We start from the raw sequence: 16,162 nt of genomic DNA, 5'->3' as shown, positions 1-16,162 counted from the left end.
TACCGGTGCGCCATCGTCGGCCGCCACCCAGCATGGAGATCCACCGATGAGCCAGGACCCGCAGGACCATCCGGCGTTGCCGGTCACCCTTGCCGATGCGCTGGACGACAGCGCGCTGCAGGCGCTCGGCCTGGGTCGCGAAGACCTGCCCCGGATCGCTGAGATCGGCCGCGGCCTGGAGGATATCCGCCCGGGCAACCTGCAGGTGTTCGGGCGCGAAGCAGCCTCCAAGACCGCCGCGTTCTCCAGCCAGCTGCTGGACCAGGTGCGCAATCGCGACCTGGATGCCAATGGCGACAAGCTCGGCGAAGTGGTGCGCATCGCCCGCTCGCTCAAGCTCGATGGCCTGTCCGAACGCTCCCGGGTACCGGTGATCGGCGGCCTGATCGACAAACTGCGCGCGTCCAAGGGCGAGCTGGTGCAGAAGTTCAGCGACACCAACCGCCAGATCGAACAGTTGATGGGCGATGTCGGCACCCAGCAGGCGCTGATGGGCCAGCGCGTGGGCGAGTTCGACCGCATGCACGAGATCGTGCGTGCCGAGCGCCATGCGCTGGGCCTGCACATTGCCGCCGGCAAGCGCCGCATCACCGAGCTGCGTACCGAACAGCAGGCCGCGCTGGGCCAGGACGACCCGCAGCTGCGGATCCGCCTGGGCGAGGTGGACAATGCGATCCGCCTGCTCGACAAGCGCGTCGGCGATCTGCTGGTGATGCAGCATGCGGCCGACCAGTCGCTGCCGATGATCCGCCTGATCCAGGCCAATGCGATCCTGTTGATCGAAAAGTTCAACACGGTCCGCGACATCACCATTCCGTCGTGGAAGCGCCAGTTCGCCATCCAGCTGTCGCTCAACGAGCAGAAAAACGCGGTGGAGCTGTCCAACGCCATCGACGATGCGACCAACGAGATGATGCGCCGCAACGCCGACCTGCTGCGCCAGACCACGGTGGAGACGGCCAAGGCCAATCAACGTGCGGTGATCGACGTGGCCACCCTGCGCCATGTGCACGAACAGCTGATTGCCACGGTGGAAGAAGTGCGCAGCATCCACCGCGAAGGCATGCAGCAGCGGCAGCAGGCCGAAGTGGAGCTGGCGCGGCTGCGCGACGACGTCCAGCAGCGCCTGGCAGCGCCTACCGCCGTTTGACCGACGCGCGCCCCGGCATCGTCCCCACCAACGGTGGGGGCCTACCGACGTCCAATTCCCGGTAGGCCACGACCGTTGGTCGTGGCGTGGCCTGCACCGACGCGTGCTCCGGCATCGCCCCCACCAACGGTGGGGACCTACCGTTTAATCCCCGGTAGGTCACGACCGTTGGTGGGGGCGCGCATTCACCCCGCCAACTGATGCTGCAACCACCCGGCCAGCACATCCACCCGTGCATCCACCGCCCCGTCGGGCGTGGCCAGCACCCAGAACCCGCCGGTGGCGGCAAACCCCCACGGCGCCAACAGGCGCCCGGCGGCCAGCTCGTCGGCCACCAGCGGTTCGGGCGCGATCGCCACGCCCAGCCCGGCCACGGCCGCCTCCAGCAGGTAATACAGGTGTTCAAAGCCGCTGCCCAGCTGCAGCTGGGCCGGGTCCAGTCCCTGCGCCTGGGCCCAGGCCGGCCATGCCTGCGGGCGCGAAGCGGTGTGCAGCAATGCTTCGTCGAGCAGCGCCGACGGCGGCTGCCGGTGCAGCCGCGCCGCCGCCGGGTGCTGCGGGCTGACCACCACGCCCACCCGCTCGGGCGCCAGCTCGCGCACCTGCCAACCGCGTGGCCACGGCGGCTGTGCCAGCAGCAGCACGGCGTCCAGCCCGCGCTGGGCGTCGGTGAAACTGCCGTCCTGCGCCGACCAGTGCAGCGGCAGTTGCGGCAGGTCGGCCTGCAGGGCCTGCAACCGCGGAATCATCCAGCGCGCCAGGATGCTGCCACTGCAGCCCAGCACCAGGGCCTCCGGGCGCTGTTGGCGCTTGAGCGCGTCCACCGCCCCGTGCAACTGCTCGAAGGCACCGGCGCAGGCGGTCTGCAGGGTCGCCCCGGCCCGGGTCAGGCGCAGCCCGCGCCCGTCGCGTTCGAACAGGGCCACGCCCAGGTGGTCCTCCAGCACCCGCAACTGCCGGCTGATCGCGCCATGGGTGACATGCAGGGCCTGCGCGGCGCGGCCGACCCCGCCCAGGCGGGCGGTGGCCTCGAAACTGCGCAGGGCGTTGAGCGGGGGCAGGGGGCGGTCGCTCATGTGAGTTTTCCTGACAGGTTGTCGCAGATATTATCGATATTCCCGTCATGACATGTGCGTTAAATTGGCAGCCTGTCTCCACCGGCTGTCGCGCCATGTCCGCATCCCCGATTACCGATTTCCACGCCTACCCCGACGCCCAGGGCCATTTCGGCCGCTACGGCGGCAGTTTCGTCGCCGAAACCCTGATCGGGCCGCTGCAGGAACTGGCGGCAGCCTACGATGAAGCGCGCCGCGATCCGGCCTTCATCGCCGCCTACGACAAGGACCTGACCCACTACGTGGGCCGGCCCAGCCCGATCTACCACGCCGAGCGCCTCAGCCGGCAGGTCGGCGGTGCGCAGATCCTGCTCAAGCGCGAAGACCTCAACCACACCGGCGCGCACAAGATCAACAACACCATCGGCCAGGCGCTGCTTGCCGCGCGGATGGGCAAGACCCGCATCATCGCCGAGACCGGCGCCGGCCAGCACGGCGTGGCCAGTGCCACCGTGGCCGCGCGGCTGGGCCTGGAGTGCGTGGTGTACATGGGGGCCACCGACATCGAGCGGCAGAAGATCAATGTCTACCGCATGAAGCTGCTCGGCGCGACGGTGGTGCCGGTCACCTCCGGCTCGGCCACGCTGAAGGATGCGCTCAACGAGGCCATGCGCGACTGGGTCACCAACGTGCGCGATACCTTCTACATCATCGGTACCGTGGCCGGCCCGGACCCGTACCCGCGCATGGTGCGTGACTTCAACGCCATCGTCGGCCGCGAAGCGCGCGCGCAGATGTTCACCGACTACGGCCGCCTGCCCGATGCGATCACCGCCTGCGTCGGCGGCGGCAGCAATGCGATCGGCCTGTTCCATGCCTTCCTCAATGACCGCGACGTGCGCATCGTCGGCGCCGAAGCGGCCGGCGACGGCATCGAGACCGGCCGCCATGCCGCCTCCATCGCCGCCGGCCGCCCGGGTGTGCTGCATGGCAACCGCACCTATGTGATCTGCGACGACGACGGCCAGATCACCGAAACCCACTCGGTCTCGGCCGGCCTGGACTACCCCGGCGTGGGCCCCGAACACGCCTTCCTGGCCGATGCCGGCCGCGCCGAATACGTGGGCATCACCGACGAGGAAGCCTTGGCGGCGTTCCACCAGCTGGCGCACAGCGAAGGCATCCTGGCCGCGCTGGAATCCAGCCATGCGGTGGCCCAGGCGATCAAGCTGGCGCGCGAGCTGCCCCGCGACAAGCTGGTGCTGTGCAACCTGTCCGGTCGTGGCGACAAGGACGTGCATACCATCGCCGCGCGCGAAGGCCTGATCCTGTGAATCCACTGCTGCGCCAGGGAAGTGCGCTGCTGATGGTGGTCGGCCTGGGCGGCTGCACGCCGCCGGACCCGCCGTTGCTGGCCGCGGCCCCGGCGGCGATCGCCCCGGCCCGGGCGCCGGCAAGCAACGATGACGACATCGCCAACCGCCCGATCGAAGACGACCCGGCGCCGGCGTCCATGGCCACCGGTGAGGCGGCACCGTCGGTGGTATCGGTGGCCCTGGACCATGCCGGCGACATCGTGATCGGGCAGCGTTTCACCGCCGCCGATGCCGACGCCCAGTGGCACTCGGCCGGCCTGGGCGAGCCCGGGTCGGGCAGCTGCGAATACTACGAGCGCGGCAGCCTGCCCGAAGGGGTGTCGATGATGGTCGAAGACGACCACGTACAGCGTTTCGACCTGACCACCCTGGACGTCTCGGACGAAACCATCACCCAGGCCGGCCCGTTCGGGCTGCGCCTGGGCATGTCGCGCGCCGAAGCACTCAAACGCCTGCCCGGCGGCAGCACCGAGCGGCCGCACGCCTACGACCCGGAAACGGGCGTGTACCTGACCTGGCAGGACCCCGGTTCGGATCTGGCGATCCGGCTGGAGATCTTCGACGGGGTGATCTCCACCCTGTACTGGGGCGCCAGCGGCGCCGTTGAATTGATTGAAGGATGTTCCTGAGATGAGTGTGGACCGTATCGATGCCTGTTTCGCCCGCCTGCGCGCCTCCGGCCGCAAGGCACTGATCCCCTTCATCACCGCCGGCGACCCGGGCCTGGACGCCACCGTGCCGGTGATGCACGCACTCGCCGCCGCCGGCGCGGACGTGATCGAGCTCGGGGTGCCGTTCTCCGACCCGATGGCCGATGGCCCGACCATCCAGCGCAGCTCCGAGCGCGCGCTGGCGCGTGGGGCAGGGCTGCGCTATGTGCTCGATGCCGTGGCGGCCTTCCGGCGTGACGATGCCACCACCCCGGTGGTGCTGATGGGCTACCTGAACCCGGTGGAGATCCACGGCACCGCACGTTTCGCCCAGACCGCGATCGCCGCCGGCGTGGATGGCGTGCTGCTGGTCGACCTGCCGCCGGAAGAGGCGGCCGAAACCCGCGCCATCTTCACCGCCGCCGGGCTGGCGCTGATCCTGCTGGCCTCCCCGACCACCGCCGATGCGCGCCTGGACACCTTGTCGGCCATGGCCCAGGGCTACCTGTACTACGTCAGCTTCGCCGGCGTCACCGGTGCCTCCGAGCGCCTGGACAGCGGCGCCGCCAGCGCCCGCCTGCGCGACCTGCGCAGCCGCTCGACCGTCCCGGTCGTAGCCGGCTTCGGCATCAAGGACGCCGCCAGCGCCGCGGCCATGGCGGTGGAGGCCGATGGGGTGGTGGTCGGCAGCGCGCTGGTGGCCGCGCTGGGCGGGGCGGCCGACGCCGCTGCGGCCGCGCAGGTCGCGCAGGCATTCCTCACCCCGCTGCGACACGCGCTCGACGCCGCCTGAAGCACGCAAACGTACGTACCAGAATGGTTTAAACCGGCCCCCCGGCAACCGCCGGGGGGTGCCCGGGCATGGAAACGGTGAGCTAGACTGTCCGCCTTTGCGGCTCCCGGGCCGCCCTGAACGGAAGTAGCATCCCGCATGAGTTGGCTCAGCAAGTTGATGCCGTCGGGCATCCGCACCGACAACGTCCCCAGCAAGAAACGCAGCGTCCCCGAGGGCCTGTGGGAAAAGTGCAGCAGCTGCGGCAGCGCGCTTTACGGTCCTGAGCTGGAAGAGAACCTGGAAGTCTGCCCCAAGTGCGGCCACCACATGGCCATCCGCGCGCGCACGCGCCTGGCCGCACTGTTCGACGCCGACAGCACCACCGAGATCGCCGCCCGCCTGGGGCCCACCGATCTGCTCAAGTTCAAGGACCAGAAGAAATACAGCGAGCGCATCAAGGCCTCGCAGAAGAACACCGGCGAGTACGACGCACTGATCGCCATGCAGGGCCTGATGAAGGGCCGCCCGCTGGTCGCTTCGGCCTTCGACTTCGCCTTCATGGGCGGCTCGATGGGCTCGGTGGTGGGTGAGCGCTTCGCGCTGGCCGCCGAAAAGGCGCTGGAGATCGGCGCGCCCTACGTGTGCTTCTCCGCCAGCGGCGGGGCGCGCATGCAGGAAGGCCTGTTCTCGCTGATGCAGATGGCCAAGACCTCCGCCGCGCTGGGCCGCCTGCGCGCCGCCGGGCTGCCCTACATCTCGGTGCTGACCCATCCCACCACCGGTGGCGTGTCGGCTTCCTTTGCCATGCTGGGCGACATCAACATCGCCGAACCGCAGGCGCTGATCGGCTTCGCCGGCCCGCGCGTGATCGAACAGACCGTGCGCGAAAAACTGCCCGAAGGCTTCCAGCGTTCGGAGTTCCTGCTCGAGCACGGGGCGATCGACCAGATCTGCGACCGCCGTGAAATGCGCGACCGCCTGTCCGAACTGCTGGCCATGCTCGCCCGCCAGCCGGCACCGGCGGCGGACGCGGACGCGGCGGCCTGATGGGCGCGCGCAAGTATTTCGGCACCGACGGCATCCGCGGCCGGGTCGGCGAAGGGGTGATTTCGGCCGATTTCGTGCTGCGCCTGGGCAATGCGCTCGGCCGCGTGCTGATCGAGCGCAATGGCCATCGCCCGGGCCACCGCCCGGTGGTGGTGATCGGCAAGGACACCCGCATCTCCGGCTACATGTTCGAGGCCGCGCTGGAAGCGGGGCTGGTCGCCGCCGGCACCGACGTGCAGCTGCTCGGCCCTATGCCGACCCCGGCCGTCGCCTTCCTGACCCGCACCCTGGGCGCCGATGCCGGCATCGTGATCAGTGCCTCTCACAACCCGCACTACGACAATGGCATCAAGTTCTTCTCCGCCGACGGCGAGAAGCTCGACGATGCCACCGAGCTGGCGCTGGAAGCGGCGCTGGACAGCGCGTTCACCACCGCCGAGTCCGACCGCCTCGGCAAGGCGATGCGCGCGCGCGACGCGGTCGGCCGCTACATCGAATTCTGCAAGGCCAGCGTGCCGCGCGCCTTCGACCTGCGCGGGCTGAAGATCGTGCTGGACTGCGCGCATGGCGCCACCTACCACATCGCCCCGCTGCTGTTCCGCGAGCTGGGTGCCGAGGTGGTCACCATCGGTGCCGAGCCCAACGGGGTCAACATCAACGATGGCGTCGGTTCGATGCACATCGACAACCTGGCCGCGAAAGTACGCGAGGTGCAGGCTGACCTGGGCATCGCCTTCGACGGCGACGGCGACCGCGTGCTGATGGCCGACGACCAGGGCAACCCGGTCGACGGCGACGACCTGCTGTATGTACTGGCGCCGTCGTGGCAGCGCAACGGCCGCCTGCGCGGCCCGGTGGTCGGCACGCTGATGACCAACTTCGGCCTGGAACAGGCGATGGAGCGGCTGGGCCTGCCGTTCCTGCGCAGCAATGTCGGCGACCGCTACGTGCACCAGGCCCTGGTGGAAGGCGGCGGCGTGCTCGGTGGCGAAGCCTCCGGCCACCTGCTGTGCCTGGACCGCGCCACCACCGGCGATGCCATCGTCAGTGCGCTGCAGGTACTGGAAGTGCTGCGCCGTGAAGGCCGGACCCTGCGCCAATCGCTGGCCGGGCTGGTCCGGGTGCCGCAGAAGACGGTCAACGTGCGCCTGGCCGGGGTGTCGGCCAAGGCGATCGTGCAGTCCGATGGCGTGCAGGCCGCGCTGGCCGCCGCGCAACAGGCGGTGAAGGGCCGCGGCCGCGCGTTCCTGCGCCCGTCCGGCACCGAGCCGGTGGTGCGCGTCACCGTCGAGGCCGACACTGCCGAGTTGATGCAGTCCACCCTGGACAGCCTGTCCAGCGCGGTCAAGGCAGCCGCTGAGGCCTGACGCTTGTTCGACCCGACCGGCGAGTTTGCCGACAAAAAAAGCGCCCCGGGTTTCCGGGGCGTTTTTCATTGCCGGCACGCAAATGCCTATGGCCCCGGCACCATCTTTTTCTGCCTGGCCTTGAACCGGTTGAACAGCGGCGCGATCAACGGGTGGTAGCTCCACGCGATGCGCTTGCGCAGCCAGCTGGCCGGGCGGTTGCGGATCGCAAAGCGGTAGATGTGCTCCGGATCGCCGCCCACCACGTTGCGCCCGAACGGGTGCGTGGTGTGCAGGTAACGGAAGCCCTGCTCGCGGGCGATCGGCAGGTAATCGGCATCGAAATCACCGTACGGCCAGCACAGCGTGTCCGACACCTCGCCCAGCTGCTGCTGCAGCACGTGCCGGGCCATCGACAGGTCGCGGGTGATGCCCTCGCGCTTCTGCTCACGGCTGATGTCCTGCTTCAACCAGCGCGTATGCGTATGGGTATGGCAGTGCACTTCGAACGTGCCGGCGGCAATCATCGCGCGCGCTTCGCTCCAGCGCATCATCACATCGTCGGTGCGGCCCTCGCGCAGGATCGCCGCCTCGCAGCCGCGATGGTCCGGGGTGGCCGGCAACACCGCGCCGGCCTGGCCGGCATGCGGCCGCAGCGGGCCTTCGCCCATCCAGCCGGTGACCACGAATACCACCGCATGCATGCCGTACTTGAGCAGGATCGGGTGCGCGTATACCCAGTTGTCCAGGTAGCCGTCATCGAAGGTGATCACGATCGACTTGCGCGGCACCGGCTTGCCGGCCAGGAAACCGGCGTACTGCTCCAGGGTCAACGAGGTCCAGCCGTTGCGGGCCAGCCAGGCGATCTGGCTTTCGAAGTTTTCCGGCGACACGGTGATCATGCCCGGCGAGGGCGACACATGGTGGTGCATCAGCACCGGCACCGATCTAGCGTTGGCCATGGCCCAGTTCCTTCAACCACTGGTGGTAATAGTGTTCGGTCGCTTCGGTATGCCCGGCCGGGGTGAAGCGTTGCGCGCTGCGCATCCATTCCCAGCCGGCCCGGCCCATGCGCTGGCGTTGTTCGGGCTGTTCGACCAGCGCCTGCAGGGCCAGGGTCAGGGCGGCCCGGTCGCCCAGCGGCGCGAGCATAGCATTGCTGCCTTCGAGCACCATTTCCGGCACCCCGCCCACCCGCGTGGCCACGATCGGCACGCCCACGTAGGCCGCTTCCAGGAACACCGTGCCGGCCGCTTCCTTGTGCGTGGCCAGGGCGAAGATATCGAAGCCGGCCATCAGCCGGCAGGCGCCGTGCCGGTAGCCGAGCAGATGCACCTGGGCTTCCACGCCCAGCTCGCGGCGCAGGGCGATCAGGCGGTCCATCACCGGCTGGCCATCGCCGACGATCACCAACTGCAGGTGGCGGTGCTGCCGGCACAGCGGCGCGATCGCGTGCAGCAGTTCGATGTGGCCCTTGGGCTCGCGCAGCACCGCCACGCAGCCGACCACCACCTGGTCGTCGTCGAAGCCCAGTTCGCGGCGTACCTCGGCACGGGTGTCGCGCAGGCATTGCCAGGGATCCTCGCTGTGCGCCTGCGTCCACTGCGGCGGCACCGCAATTGGCGGCACGATGCCGATATGCGCCTCGGCGATGCCGCGCGCCACCAGCAGCTGCTTGACGAAGCTGCTCACTGTCATCACCCGGTGCGGCAGCCCGGTATAGGTCAGCAGCGAATTGACCGGGCTCATCAGGTGTCGCGAGCGCACCACCAGCGGGGTGCGGCCCAGCCGCGCACCGGCGGCGGCGATCAGGCTGTCGCGACGGCTGGTGGTGTTGACCACGTCGTAGCCCTGCGCGCGCACCAGCCGCGCCACCGTCCAGATGCCACGCAGCAGACGCAGCAGCCCCCCCATCTTCAACCGGTGCACGGTGAAGCCGGCTTCATGCGCGATCTCGCCCAGGCGCGCGCCGGGCTGGCACAGCAGCGAAACATCGTGGCCGCGCTCGCGCATCGCCAGCATGTGGCGGTAGATGTAGATCTCCTGTCCGCCAAGTCCCTTGGCAGCTTCGGTATGCAGGATCTTCAGGGGTTTGTTCATCGATGAACGTTCCATGTGGTGGGCCGGCCGCCGGTCAGTGGCGACGGAAGTGCGTCAGCGCGCCCCAGGCCGTTTGCACGGCGGCCGGGTCGGGCTGTTGGTTGATCAGGGGCAGGTAGCGGCGGTCCAGCGCGGTGGCATTGCCGAACTTGTCGAACACGTAGGTGTGCCCGCCCTGGCGGATGCCGCGCTGGGACCAGCTCTCCACCAGCAGCGCACGGTTGCCTGCGGCCGGGGCGAACAGATCCTGGCCGGTGCTGAAATCGGCCAACGCGTTTTCGCAGCCCAGGCCGTGGCGCAGCAGGGTGGGGACGAAATCTTCGTGGCTGCTGGGGCCGCCGTGCCGGCCGGGTGCGCGGCCGGGCCAGTGCAGCACGAACGGCACGCGCACCTGGTGGTCGGAGAAATTGCCGTTGTGGCCCCAGTAGTTCAGGCCCAGGTCGTTGAATTCCTCGGCGTGGTCGCCGGTCACCAGCACGATGGTGTTGTCGGCCTGGCCGCTGTCGCGCAGGGTGGCGAGCAGTTCGCCGATCAGCGCATCTGCGTAGTGCACCGAGGTCAGGTAACGGTTGCGTTCCGGGCGGGGGTCGTGGTCGGCGTCCAGGGCCAGGAAGTCGATGTCGGCGGCCATCGGCGTGGCCAGCGGCGGGTAGCCCGGCGGCAGGTGGTAGGGGGCGTGCGAACTGTCCAGGAAGGCCAGGCCGAACCAGTGGCCAGCGCCGGCACCGGCAATGTCGGCGCGCAGCGCGTCGATGACATGGCGGTCGCGCGCGGCCACCGGCAATGCCGACGGGGCGGTGTGCAGCTGGTCGCGGACCTGGGCGAAGGCGGTGCGGTCGAACTCCGGGCTGGACAACGGGGCGCTGCCGTACAGGTGCAGGGCGTAGTTCTGGCGGCGCAGCACATCGAACAGCAGCGAGCCGCGCTGCTCATCGAGCATGCTCTGCCAATAGCCGCCGGGCAGCCCGTAGAGCAGCCCGAACAGGCCGTAGCGGGTGGCGTTGCCCGAGCTGTAGTGCTGCGCGAACAGCGCCGACTGCCGGGCCAGGACCCAGGTGTTGGGCATGGTGGTGGCGTCGAGGGCATCGTGGCGCAGCGATTCGAGCACCACCACCAGCACGTTGGGCTGGCTGTGGCTCTGGCAGCGCAGCGGTTGCAGCGGGTACTGCAGCTGGCTGTGGCGCGGGTCGGGCAGGCTGGCCTGGGGCAGGCTGCGCACGCCCAGCTGCAGCATGTGACGCTTGGCGGTGATCGGCTGGGCCCAGGGCAGATAGGCCCACTGGCTGGTCACCGCGCGCTCGCCGCGGGCATCGTAATAGGCGGTGGCGAGCTGGCCGATGCCCATCAGGGCCAGGCCGGTGGCCCAGGCCAGCAGCAGTGGGCGGCGCCGCGCGCCGGCCGGCACCAGGCGCCAGCAGGCCCAGGCCAGCAAGCCCTCGGCCAGCAGCACCGTGGCCATCACCGCCGCCGACTGCAGCCAGGTCTGCCAGGACAGCGCCACCTGGTCGCGCAGGGCGCCGCCGAACACCATGTTGAGCACCATGGCATTGAGGTGGAAGCGGTACAGGGCGAACACCTTGGCATCCACCAGCAGCAGGCCCAGCCACAGCGCCTGCAGCAGCACGGCGCTGGCGACCAGCGCGCGCGGCGAGCGCCGCCACAGGCCCAGCAGCAACGGCAGCAGCGATACCAGCGCGCCGAAGGCAAGGAAGTGGCCGGGCAGGGCCACGGCCAGATAGCCCAGGCCCAGGGCGCCGCCCGGGTTGTCGCCCACGGGGGTGTTGCCCAGCGCGATGGCGATCGCCACCCCGGCATTGACCGCAGTGAACAGGCTCAGCCACGCCAGGCGCTGCCAGCGCCTGGTCGGGGGCGGGGTCGGGGTGGAGCGGGGCGGTGAAACGTCCATGGGGTGGATCGGCGGCGCAGGAGGGGGAGGGGACGTGGCGGCGGCTGCGTCGGAGGGCCGCCGATAGGCGGTCGGCGCGCATTGTATCGGCTTGTATCAGTGTGTCGGGAGTGCCGATGGCGGATCTGGCACAATGTTCAGCCGGGCCACAGGCATGGCCTCGACCCATCCGAACAAGCCAGGAACCGCTGTGAGCCAGATCCCGACCCTCGACATCACCCGTTTCGACAGCGACCGCGAGGCGTTCGTCGCCGAACTGGGCGCGGCCTACCGCGAATGGGGGTTTGCGGGCATCCGCAACCACGGCATCGCCCAGGCCGACATCGATGCGGCCTACGAGGTCTTCAAGGCCTTCTTCGCGCTGCCCGAAGCGACCAAGCGCCAGTACCACGTGCCCGGCAGCGGCGGCGCGCGCGGCTACACCGCCTTCGGCGTGGAAACGGCCAAGGGCTCCCAGCACTTCGACCTGAAGGAGTTCTGGCACATCGGCCGGGAGATCCCGGACGACTCCAAGTACCGCGATGTGATGGCCCCGAACCTGTGGCCGAGCGAGGTGCCGGGCTTCCGCGAGCGCGGTTATGCCCTGTACCAGGCGCTGGACCATCTGGGCTCGCGGGTGCTGTCGGCATTGGCCCTGCACATCGGCCTGCCGGAGGATTTCTTCGCCGACAAGACCAACCACGGCAACTCGATCCTGCGCCCGATCCACTACCCGCCGATCACCGCCGAGAACATCCCCAACGTGCGCGCCGGCGCGCATGGCGACATCAACTTCATCACCCTGCTGGTGGGCGCCAGCGCGGCCGGGCTGGAGGTGCAGTCGCACGAGGGCAAGTGGGTGCCGTTCACGTCCGACGCGGACACCATCGTGGTCAACATCGGCGACATGCTGCAGCGCCTGACCAACCACGTGTACCCGTCCACCATCCACCGCGTGGTCAATCCCCCGGGCGAGCAGGCGCGCCAGCCGCGCTATTCGGTGCCGTTCTTCCTGCACCCCAACCCGGACTTCCTGATCGACGTGCTGCCCACCTGCATCACCCCGGAAAACCCGAGCCGCTACCCCGAGCCGATCACCGCCCACGGCTTCCTGGAGGAGCGCCTGCGCGAGATCAAGCTGAAATGAGCAAACGAAGGCCGCCGCAAGCGGCCTTCATCGTTCCAGTAGTGCCGGCCGCTGGCCGGCTCCACGCAATGCTGGCCTCGCCGCATTCGGCTATTTGCTCTGCTTGGCGGCGCTCGCCCCCGAGAGATTTCTCGCCGGAGGGCAAGGGCAGGGTCAGTGCCCAGACCCATCGCGTCCTAGTCGTGCCACGCCCGCCCAGCCCGGGCACGTCCACCGGCCTCGACGCCCTTGCTTTTGACTTGCGGCCGCAGCGAAAAATAAATATCCAATTGAAATGTAAGCGTTTTCCCGCCCACGCCATTTCGTTGCATCCGGTATCATTGCCGGCTGATACCCAACGGAGCCCCGCCCATGCGTCGCAAGATCGTCGCCGGTAACTGGAAGCTGCACGGCAGCCGCCAATTCGCCACGGACCTGGTCAGCGACCTGGTCGCCAGCCTGCCGCGTGAAGGCGTGGACGTGGTCATCCTGCCGCCGCTGCCCTACCTGGGCGAACTGGTCGAGGATTTCGACGGGCAGCCGGTGTTCTTCGGTTCCCAGGACGTCAGCAGCAATGAAAAGGGCGCCTACACCGGCGAAGTCTCCGCCGCGATGCTGGCCGAGGTCGGTGCCCGCTATGGCCTGGTCGGCCATTCCGAGCGCCGCCAGTACCACAGCGAAAGCAGCGAACTGGTCGCCCGCAAGTTCGCCGCCGCCATCCATGCCGGCCTGGTCCCGGTGCTGTGCGTGGGCGAAACCCTGGAACAGCGTGAAGCCGGGCAGACCGAGCAGGTCATCGCCGCCCAGCTGGCCCCGGTGCTGGCCCTGGTGGGCCCGGCCGGCTTCCAGCACGCCGTGGTCGCTTATGAACCGGTCTGGGCCATCGGCACCGGCCGGACCGCGTCCAAGGAGCAGGCCCAGCAGGTCCATGCGTTCATCCGTGGCGAAGTGGCCAGGCTGGATGCTAGAATCGCCGATTCGTTGCCGATCCTGTATGGCGGCAGCGTGAAGCCCGACAACGCTGCCGAGCTGTTCGCACAGCCCGATGTCGACGGCGGGCTGGTGGGCGGCGCCTCGCTGGTGGCCGCGGATTTCCTGGCCATCGTCGATGCGGCGGCTAAACAGTTAAATAGTAATGTTGCCGGCTGACAGCCGGCACTACATGACATGTCCGAGGACGGATTCGAAATGCTGATGTTGATCCTCAATGTGGTCTACGTGCTGGTGGCCGTTGCCATGATCGCGCTCATCCTGATGCAGCGCGGTTCCGGCGCGGCCGCAGGGTCGGGTTTCGGCGCAGGTGCCTCGGGCACCGTGTTCGGCGCGCGTGGCGCGTCCAACTTCCTGTCCAAGTCGACCAAGTGGCTGGCCGTGGTGTTCTTCGGCATCAGCCTGTTCATGGCCTGGTACGCCAGCCATGGCTCGCGGCCCGCCGCGCAGCAGGACCTGGGCCTGATGTCGGCCCCGGTGGCCACCACCCCGGCCGCTCCGGCCGGTGAACTGCCGGCCGTGCCCAAGGCCCCGGAAACCGCTGTCCCGCAGCCGGTTCCGCAGGCCACTGTGCCGGCTCAGGCGGCAACGCCGAAATCTGGTGAAGAAAAGCCTGCCGAAGGCACCCAGACTCGCTGAAGACGGTTACAATATGCGGCGCGATGACGGAGGCCGAGAGGCAATCCCGTCATCGCGAACGTAAGCCCAGGTGGCGGAATTGGTAGACGCACTACCTTGAGGTGGTAGCGACGCAAGTCGTAGGGGTTCGAGTCCCCTCTTGGGCACCATTTGTTTGTAAGCGGATTCGTCCGGCGCGCAAAGCACCGGGTCTCGATATCCGTCCACTCCCCCATGCCGACACGCCTGCAGGCGTTGCGGCAGAGGCAAGAGAGAATCGCTGTGCTGGCCGAATATTTGCCGTCTCTGCTGTTTCTGATCGTTGCCACCGGTATCGGCGTATCGCTGATGCTGGTTGGCCGATTCCTCGGTCCCCGACGTCCTGACCTGCAAAAGCTCTCGCCGTACGAGTGCGGCTTCGAGGCTTTCGAGGACGCGCGCATGAAGTTCGATGTGCGCTACTACCTGATCGCGATCCAGTTCATCGTATTTGACTTGGAAATCATTTTCATCGTGCCGTGGACCCAGGTCTTCATGGAGCTGGGCGCACGTTCGCTGGTCACGATGGGCCTGTTCGTGGGCATGCTTTTCCTCGGTTTCATTTACGTCTGGAAGAAGGGAGCGCTGGAATGGGAGTGATTCAGACGCTCGACGGCCTGATGAACAACCCGGTCCCGGAAGGGCGGGTCGACGACATCCTGCGCCCCGAAGGCGACAACCCGCTGCTTGAAAAGGGCTACGTGACCACCAGCGTCGATGCGCTGTTGAACTGGGCGCGTACCGGCTCGATGTGGCCGATGACCTTCGGTCTGGCCTGCTGCGCGGTGGAAATGATGCATGCCGGTGCCGCGCGCCTGGACCTGGACCGTTACGGCGTGGTGTTCCGCCCGTCGCCGCGCCAGTCCGACGTGATGATCGTGGCCGGCACCCTGGTCAACAAGATGGCCCCGGCGCTGCGCAAGGTCTACGACCAGATGCCGGACCCGAAGTGGGTCATCTCCATGGGCAGCTGTGCCAACGGTGGCGGCTACTACCACTACTCGTATGCAGTAGTGCGTGGCTGCGACCGCGTGGTGCCGGTGGACATCTACGTCCCCGGTTGCCCACCAACCGCCGAAGCGCTGGTGTACGGGATCCTGCAGTTGCAGAAGAAGATCTGGCGTACGCAGACCATCGCCCGCTGACATTCCTCCTGACAAGAGCACGCCAAGCCCCCATGGCAGAGCAAGCACCTTCCTTCATCGACCGACTTTCCGCACGTTTCGCAGGTGCGCAGGTCTTCGTGGTCGAACCCCGCGGCGAAGTGACGCTGGAAGTGCCTTCTGCTGATTGGCATGCCACCGCCCTGGCGCTGCGCGACGAATTCGGTTTCGAACAGGCCGTTGACCTGTGCGGGCTGGACTACCTCGGCTATGGCAGCGACGAATGGGACACGGCCGATGTGTCGTCCCAGGGCTTCAGCCGCGGCGTCGAAGGCAGCGCCGTCGGCCGTTTCGCCTGGGGTGAATTCCCCACCGGCGAAACCAGCGACGGCGCCCAGCCGCAGCCGATCCCGCTGCAGCGTTTCGCCGTGGTCGCCCAGCTGCGCTCCTACCAGCACAACCTGATGATGCGCATCCGCTGCTTCGCGCCGAACGAGGAGCTGCCGGTGGTGGCCTCGCTGACCGACGTCTGGCCGGGCCTGAACTGGTTCGAGCGCGAAGCGTTCGATCTGTTCGGCGTGATCTTCCAGGGCCACCCGGACCTGCGCCGTATCCTCACCGACTACGGCTTCGTCGGCCATCCGTTCCGCAAGGATTTCCCGCTGATCGGCAACGTCGAAGTGCGCTACGACGAAGAGAAGAAGCGCGTGATCTACGAGCCGGTGACCTCGGTGGAGCCGCGTGTCGGCGTACCGCGCGTGATCCGTGACGACGCCCGTTTCCAGACCGCTGCCGGCGAGTCCGCGCAGTCGGAGGCAGTAAAGTGAATGCTGATCTGAGCAAGCGTGAACCCCAGGCCCACCAGGCCTTTGCGAGCAACCCGGCCGAACTGCGTCAGGAAA

The 16,162-nt window shown here is 68.3% G+C and carries 16 protein-coding genes and 1 tRNA gene; 13 read left to right on the top strand and 4 right to left on the bottom strand.

Annotated elements, in window-relative coordinates; all coding sequences use genetic code 11:
- The first annotated feature begins 46 nt into the window (after positions 1-46).
- Positions 47-1,150 carry a toxic anion resistance protein gene (locus tag IC535_RS02665; protein ID WP_228884368.1) on the top strand — a complete coding sequence of 368 codons (1,104 nt, stop codon included), beginning with the start codon at positions 47-49 and terminating at the stop codon, positions 1,148-1,150.
- 185 nt (positions 1,151-1,335) lie between these two features.
- On the opposite strand, the gene IC535_RS02660 is transcribed toward IC535_RS02665, so the two are convergent.
- Positions 1,336-2,226 (bottom strand): LysR family transcriptional regulator, encoded by an 891-nt coding sequence (locus IC535_RS02660; RefSeq protein ID WP_228884369.1) that lies wholly within the window; start codon positions 2,224-2,226, stop codon positions 1,336-1,338.
- Between the two features lie 95 nt (positions 2,227-2,321).
- Between IC535_RS02660 and trpB the strand changes: the two genes are divergently transcribed.
- From trpB to glmM, 5 genes are all read left to right on the top strand, one after another.
- Entirely contained in the window at positions 2,322-3,539 is a 1,218-nt protein-coding gene (trpB, locus tag IC535_RS02655; protein ID WP_228884370.1) for a tryptophan synthase subunit beta, read from the top strand.
- Positions 3,536-4,210, top strand: coding sequence for a hypothetical protein (locus IC535_RS02650; RefSeq protein ID WP_228884371.1), 675 nt, complete (start codon positions 3,536-3,538; stop codon positions 4,208-4,210). Before trpB ends, IC535_RS02650 begins: the two co-directional genes overlap by 4 nt.
- A 1-nt stretch (position 4,211) precedes the next feature.
- Positions 4,212-5,024, top strand: coding sequence for a tryptophan synthase subunit alpha (gene trpA, locus IC535_RS02645; RefSeq protein ID WP_267472843.1), 813 nt, complete (start codon positions 4,212-4,214; stop codon positions 5,022-5,024).
- A gap of 138 nt (positions 5,025-5,162) precedes the next feature.
- Positions 5,163-6,053, top strand: a complete 891-nt coding sequence (accD, locus tag IC535_RS02640) for an acetyl-CoA carboxylase, carboxyltransferase subunit beta (protein WP_228884372.1) — start codon at positions 5,163-5,165, stop codon at positions 6,051-6,053.
- Positions 6,053-7,420 carry a phosphoglucosamine mutase gene (gene glmM, locus IC535_RS02635; RefSeq protein WP_228884373.1) on the top strand — a complete coding sequence of 456 codons (1,368 nt, stop codon included), beginning with the start codon at positions 6,053-6,055 and terminating at the stop codon, positions 7,418-7,420. Before accD ends, glmM begins: the two co-directional genes overlap by 1 nt.
- Positions 7,421-7,506: 86 nt before the next feature.
- Here glmM and IC535_RS02630 read toward each other — a convergent pair whose 3' ends face one another.
- From IC535_RS02630 to IC535_RS02620, 3 genes are read right to left on the bottom strand one after another with little or no spacing between them, the layout of a single operon-like run.
- On the bottom strand, positions 7,507-8,361 hold the full coding sequence (locus tag IC535_RS02630) for a polysaccharide deacetylase family protein (RefSeq protein ID WP_228884374.1): 855 nt from the start codon (positions 8,359-8,361) through the stop codon (positions 7,507-7,509).
- Positions 8,348-9,499 (bottom strand): glycosyltransferase family 4 protein, encoded by a 1,152-nt coding sequence (locus IC535_RS02625; protein ID WP_228884375.1) that lies wholly within the window; start codon positions 9,497-9,499, stop codon positions 8,348-8,350. Before IC535_RS02625 ends, IC535_RS02630 begins: the two co-directional genes overlap by 14 nt.
- A gap of 34 nt (positions 9,500-9,533) precedes the next feature.
- Positions 9,534-11,405, bottom strand: coding sequence for a DUF3413 domain-containing protein (locus IC535_RS02620; RefSeq protein WP_228884376.1), 1,872 nt, complete (start codon positions 11,403-11,405; stop codon positions 9,534-9,536).
- A 154-nt stretch (positions 11,406-11,559) separates the two neighbouring features.
- Here IC535_RS02620 and IC535_RS02615 point away from each other — a divergent pair, with 154 nt between their 5' ends.
- The 7 genes from IC535_RS02615 to IC535_RS02585 all read left to right on the top strand — a co-directional run bounded on the left by IC535_RS02615 (position 11,560) and on the right by IC535_RS02585 (position 16,087).
- Positions 11,560-12,531: an isopenicillin N synthase family dioxygenase gene (locus tag IC535_RS02615; RefSeq protein WP_228884377.1), complete on the top strand. Its 972-nt coding sequence runs from the start codon at positions 11,560-11,562 to the stop codon at positions 12,529-12,531.
- Between the two features lie 351 nt (positions 12,532-12,882).
- A complete protein-coding gene (tpiA, locus tag IC535_RS02610) occupies positions 12,883-13,659 on the top strand; it encodes a triose-phosphate isomerase (protein WP_228884378.1) in 777 nt (258 codons plus the stop codon).
- Positions 13,660-13,698: 39 nt separating this feature from the next.
- Complete coding sequence (gene secG / locus IC535_RS02605) at positions 13,699-14,139, top strand: preprotein translocase subunit SecG (RefSeq protein WP_228884379.1); 441 nt, start codon at positions 13,699-13,701, stop codon at positions 14,137-14,139.
- Positions 14,140-14,203: 64 nt separating this feature from the next.
- A tRNA-Leu gene (locus IC535_RS02600) sits at positions 14,204-14,288 on the top strand.
- 112 nt (positions 14,289-14,400) lie between these two features.
- On the top strand, positions 14,401-14,757 hold the full coding sequence (locus IC535_RS02595) for an NADH-quinone oxidoreductase subunit A (RefSeq protein ID WP_228884514.1): 357 nt from the start codon (positions 14,401-14,403) through the stop codon (positions 14,755-14,757).
- Positions 14,748-15,302, top strand: coding sequence for a NuoB/complex I 20 kDa subunit family protein (locus IC535_RS02590; RefSeq protein WP_019182677.1), 555 nt, complete (start codon positions 14,748-14,750; stop codon positions 15,300-15,302). Before IC535_RS02595 ends, IC535_RS02590 begins: the two co-directional genes overlap by 10 nt.
- A 32-nt stretch (positions 15,303-15,334) precedes the next feature.
- The gene (locus tag IC535_RS02585; protein WP_228884380.1) at positions 15,335-16,087 is read left to right on the top strand and encodes an NADH-quinone oxidoreductase subunit C; all 753 of its coding nucleotides are present in this window, start codon (positions 15,335-15,337) and stop codon (positions 16,085-16,087) included.
- Positions 16,088-16,162 lie beyond the last annotated feature (75 nt).

This window comes from Stenotrophomonas rhizophila (assembly GCF_020857975.1).
GTDB lineage: Bacteria > Pseudomonadota > Gammaproteobacteria > Xanthomonadales > Xanthomonadaceae > Stenotrophomonas > Stenotrophomonas rhizophila_C.
This window is presented reverse-complemented; position numbering and strand designations above follow the sequence as displayed.

Bases quoted from the DNA above. Each gene is read 5' to 3' on its own strand.
- IC535_RS02590 (WP_019182677.1), top strand. From the start codon at position 14,748: ATGGGAGTGATTCAGACGCTCGACGGCCTGATGAACAACCCGGTCCCG.
- tpiA (WP_228884378.1), top strand. From the start codon at position 12,883: ATGCGTCGCAAGATCGTCGCCGGTAACTGGAAGCTGCACGGCAGCCGC.
- IC535_RS02585 (WP_228884380.1), top strand. From the start codon at position 15,335: ATGGCAGAGCAAGCACCTTCCTTCATCGACCGACTTTCCGCACGTTTC.
- trpA (WP_267472843.1), top strand. From the start codon at position 4,212: ATGAGTGTGGACCGTATCGATGCCTGTTTCGCCCGCCTGCGCGCCTCC.
- IC535_RS02625 (WP_228884375.1), bottom strand. From the start codon at position 9,499: ATGAACAAACCCCTGAAGATCCTGCATACCGAAGCTGCCAAGGGACTT.
- IC535_RS02660 (WP_228884369.1), bottom strand. From the start codon at position 2,226: ATGAGCGACCGCCCCCTGCCCCCGCTCAACGCCCTGCGCAGTTTCGAG.
- IC535_RS02615 (WP_228884377.1), top strand. From the start codon at position 11,560: ATGGCCTCGACCCATCCGAACAAGCCAGGAACCGCTGTGAGCCAGATC.
- glmM (WP_228884373.1), top strand. From the start codon at position 6,053: ATGGGCGCGCGCAAGTATTTCGGCACCGACGGCATCCGCGGCCGGGTC.
- IC535_RS02630 (WP_228884374.1), bottom strand. From the start codon at position 8,361: ATGGCCAACGCTAGATCGGTGCCGGTGCTGATGCACCACCATGTGTCG.
- secG (WP_228884379.1), top strand. From the start codon at position 13,699: ATGCTGATGTTGATCCTCAATGTGGTCTACGTGCTGGTGGCCGTTGCC.
- accD (WP_228884372.1), top strand. From the start codon at position 5,163: ATGAGTTGGCTCAGCAAGTTGATGCCGTCGGGCATCCGCACCGACAAC.
- IC535_RS02620 (WP_228884376.1), bottom strand. From the start codon at position 11,405: ATGGACGTTTCACCGCCCCGCTCCACCCCGACCCCGCCCCCGACCAGG.
- IC535_RS02665 (WP_228884368.1), top strand. From the start codon at position 47: ATGAGCCAGGACCCGCAGGACCATCCGGCGTTGCCGGTCACCCTTGCC.
- trpB (WP_228884370.1), top strand. From the start codon at position 2,322: ATGTCCGCATCCCCGATTACCGATTTCCACGCCTACCCCGACGCCCAG.